3 protein-coding genes are annotated in these 3,512 nt (G+C 60.7%); all 3 read left to right on the top strand.

Annotation, left to right across the window (positions count from 1 at the left end):
- Nucleotides 1–530 (top strand): transaldolase family protein (locus B4U49_RS00945; RefSeq protein ID WP_275078266.1); only part of this gene is annotated, 530 nt, incomplete at its 5' end.
- Nucleotides 527–2,017 (top strand): xylulokinase, encoded by a 1,491-nt coding sequence (gene xylB / locus B4U49_RS00940; protein ID WP_078082725.1) that lies wholly within the window; start codon nucleotides 527–529, stop codon nucleotides 2,015–2,017. The genes B4U49_RS00945 and xylB, both read left to right, overlap by 4 nt.
- A gap of 38 nt (nucleotides 2,018–2,055) precedes the next feature.
- Nucleotides 2,056–3,390 (top strand): xylose isomerase, encoded by a 1,335-nt coding sequence (xylA, locus tag B4U49_RS00935; protein WP_078082724.1) that lies wholly within the window; start codon nucleotides 2,056–2,058, stop codon nucleotides 3,388–3,390.
- The last annotated feature ends 122 nt before the right edge of the window (nucleotides 3,391–3,512 follow it).

Here is a 3,512-nt window from a genome sequence, read left to right as displayed (position 1 = left end):
GCAACCTGACCCTGCTGTTCAGCTTCGCCCAGGCCCGCGCCTGCGCAGATGCCGGCGTCACCCTGATCTCACCTTTTGTCGGGCGGATTCTCGACTGGTACCTGCAAAACACCGATGCCACCAGTTTCACCGGGGAACAGGATCCCGGCGTGCAGTCAGTACGGCGCATCTACCAGTTCTACAAGCAACACGGTTACCAGACCACGGTGATGGGCGCGAGCTTCCGCAATTCTGGGCAGATCGAGGCGCTGGCCGGTTGCGACAGTCTCACTATCAGCCCCAACCTGCTGGCGGAACTCGCCGCAGACGAAGGCGACCTGCCCCGTGCCCTGAGCGCTGACTCCGCCTCGGGCAAGACTGCCGCGGCAATTAGCGAAGGTGAGTTCCGTTTCCAGCACAACGACGATGCGATGGCCCACGAAAAACTGGGCGAAGGTATCCGCAAGTTTGTGGTCGACCAGGTCGCCCTGGAAGACCAGCTGAAAGCCCGCGCTGCGCAGAGTAAAACCGCCGCGGAGATTGCCCAATGAGCGGCGAAAGAAATGTATTCCTGGGGATCGACGCCGGTACCCAGAGCCTGAAGCTGCTGGCCTATGACGCCACGCAGAGAGAAATTCTGTATGTCACTGCCGCACCGCTGGAGTTGATCAGCCGCGACGACGGCACTCGCGAACAAATCGCCGAATGGTGGCTGGATGCTCTGCGTCACTGCATGGCAGAGCTGCCCGCAGAGATCAAGGCGCGGGTGCGCGGTATCGGCGTTTCCGGCCAGCAACATGGCTTTGTACCGCTGAATAAAGCGGGCGAGGTGATCGCACCGGTAAAGCTCTGGTGCGATACCAGTACCATCGCTGAGTGCGAGGAAATTACCGCACGTTTTGGTGGTGTTGATCGCTGTATCGACGCCGTCGGCAATCCGATCATGCCCGGCTACACCGCCCCCAAGATTCTGTGGTTGAAGAAAAACAAGCCGGAAGCCTACGCAGAACTTGCGCATATCCTGCTGCCGCACGATTTCCTGAACTTCACCCTCACCGGCAAGATCTTCACCGAGTACGGCGATGCTTCCGGCACCGGCTACCTGAATATCCTGCGCCGGGAATACGACCGCGACATGCTCGCCGCCATCGATCCCGAGCGCGACCTCCTGCCACTTTTACCGCCCCTGCTGGAAGCGCATTCTACGCTTCCCCTGGGCGAAGCAGCGCGACAGGCGTTCGGCCTACCCGCGGGCGTCAGGGTATCCACCGGCGGCGGCGATAACATGCTGGCGGCATTCGGTACCGGCTCCATCAAAGCGGGCGTGCTGACCCTCAGTCTCGGCACCTCAGGCACGGTGTTTGCCCACAGTGACAAACCGGCGATCGACCCCGAAGGTGACCTAGCTGCGTTCTGCTCCTCATCAGGTGGCTGGCTGCCACTGCTGTGCACCATGAACTGTACCGTGGCGACGGAAATCACGCGCAAGTCACTAGGCAAGTCTCTCGCCGAGTGCGAGCAGTTGCTGGAAGTATCCACCGCCGGCGCCGGCGGCCTGGTCAATCTGCCGTTCTACAACGGCGAACGCATTCCCAACCTGCCCCACGCCCGCGCCAGCCTGCACGGCATGACCGACAGCAACATGACGCCCGCAAACCTGTATCGCGCGGCTATGGAAGGGGCCACCTATACCCTGCGCCGCGGGCTGGATGCCTTCAATCGTGCCGGGCAGCAGTTCAGCGCCATCCGCCTCACCGGGGGCGGCGCCAAGAGCCCGCACTGGCGTCAGATGGTGGCTGATGTATTCAACCTGCCGGTAGAGATTCCCGCGCAACAGGAGGGTGCCGCATTCGGCGCGGCGATGCAGGCCCTGTGGGCCTGTGGCGACAGGGAACAGGATCTGCCGGCCCTGATCGATGAACACCTGGCACTGGACAAGTCCCTCGGATGCGCACCGCATCCCGAATCCGTAGCCATCTACCAAACCCGCTATCGCAATTTCCTGGATCTGCTCAGCCAGCAGTACCCGGACCTTTAATACGTTGTGAACAACACAGAATAATTCTGGAGAGAAACATGAGCAGAGATCTATTTGTCGGCGACAAAGAATTCTTCCCCGAAATCGGCCAAATCAAATTTGAGGGCCGCGAATCCGACAACCCGCTGGCATTCAAATATTACGATGCCAGCAAGGTCATCGGCGGCAAGACCATGGAAGAGCACCTGCGCTTTGCGGTGTGTTACTGGCACACCTTCTGCAGCAAGGGCGCCGATCCGTTTGGCCGCGATACCCAGGTATTTGCCTGGGACGACGCCCCCAATGCGATGGCCGCCGCACAGCAGCGCATGGATGCAGTCTTCGAATTTGCCACCAAACTGGGCGTGCCCTACTACTGTTTCCACGATGTGGATATGTCTCCGGAAGGCAGCACCGTCGCGGAAACCGAAAGCAACCTGGCGAAGATGGTAGAGCTGGCCGCCGAGCGCCAGAAAGCCTCCGGTATGAAGCTGCTGTGGGGCACCGCCAACATGTTCTCCCACCCGCGCTACATGAACGGCGCCGCCACCAACCCGGACTTCAACGTGGTTGCGCGCGCAGCCAGTCAGGTGAAAGCCGCCCTGGACGCCACCGTGGCACTCGGTGGTGAAAACTACGTGTTCTGGGGCGGCCGTGAAGGCTACATCTGCCTGCAAAACGCCAACACCAAACTCGAGCAGGAAAACCTCGCGCGCTTCCTGACCATGGCGCGGGACTACGGCCGCTCCATTGGCTTCAAGGGCGACTTCCTGATCGAACCCAAGCCCATGGAACCCACCAAGCACCAGTACGACTTTGACGCCCAGACCGTGATCGGCTTCCTGCGTCACTACGGCCTGGACAAGGATTTCAAACTCAATATCGAAGCCAACCACGCCACCCTCGCCGGCCACACCTTTGCCCACGAACTGCAGATGTGCGCCGACGCCGGCCTGCTGGGCTCCGTGGATGCCAACCGCGGTGACTACCAGAACGGCTGGGATACCGACCAGTTCCCCACCGACATCTACGACGCGGTGCACGGCATGATGGTGATTCTGGAAAACGGCGGCTTCAAAAATGGCGGCCTCAACTTCGACGCCAAGGTGCGCCGCGAGTCCATCGACATGGAAGATATTTTCCTCGGCCATATCGGCGGTATGGACACCTTCGCCCGCGGCTTGGAAGTGGCCCACAAAATTCTCACCGAGTCTCCGTACCAGAGCTGGAAAACACAGCGTTACGCCAGCTTCAGCGAGGGCAACGGCAAGGCGTTTACCGAAGGTAAACTGAACCTGGCAGACCTGCGCAACCTGGCCGCCGAAAGCGGCGAACCGCGGATGACCAGCGGCAAGCAGGAGCTGTATGAGAACCTGATCAATCAGTACATCTAAATATCAGCATAAAACTACTGCGCGGGCGCCTGGCGGCGTCCGGCAGTGCTCGGGCTGCTCATGTACAAACGTACACTCCGCACCCTGCGCGCTGGCGGCCACCACCAACCACCCGCTCGCTA

This window comes from Microbulbifer mangrovi (assembly GCF_002009015.1).
Taxonomy (GTDB): domain Bacteria; phylum Pseudomonadota; class Gammaproteobacteria; order Pseudomonadales; family Cellvibrionaceae; genus Microbulbifer; species Microbulbifer mangrovi.
The sequence above is the reverse complement of the archived record's forward strand: the minus strand, read 5'-3'. Positions and strand labels throughout refer to the sequence as shown.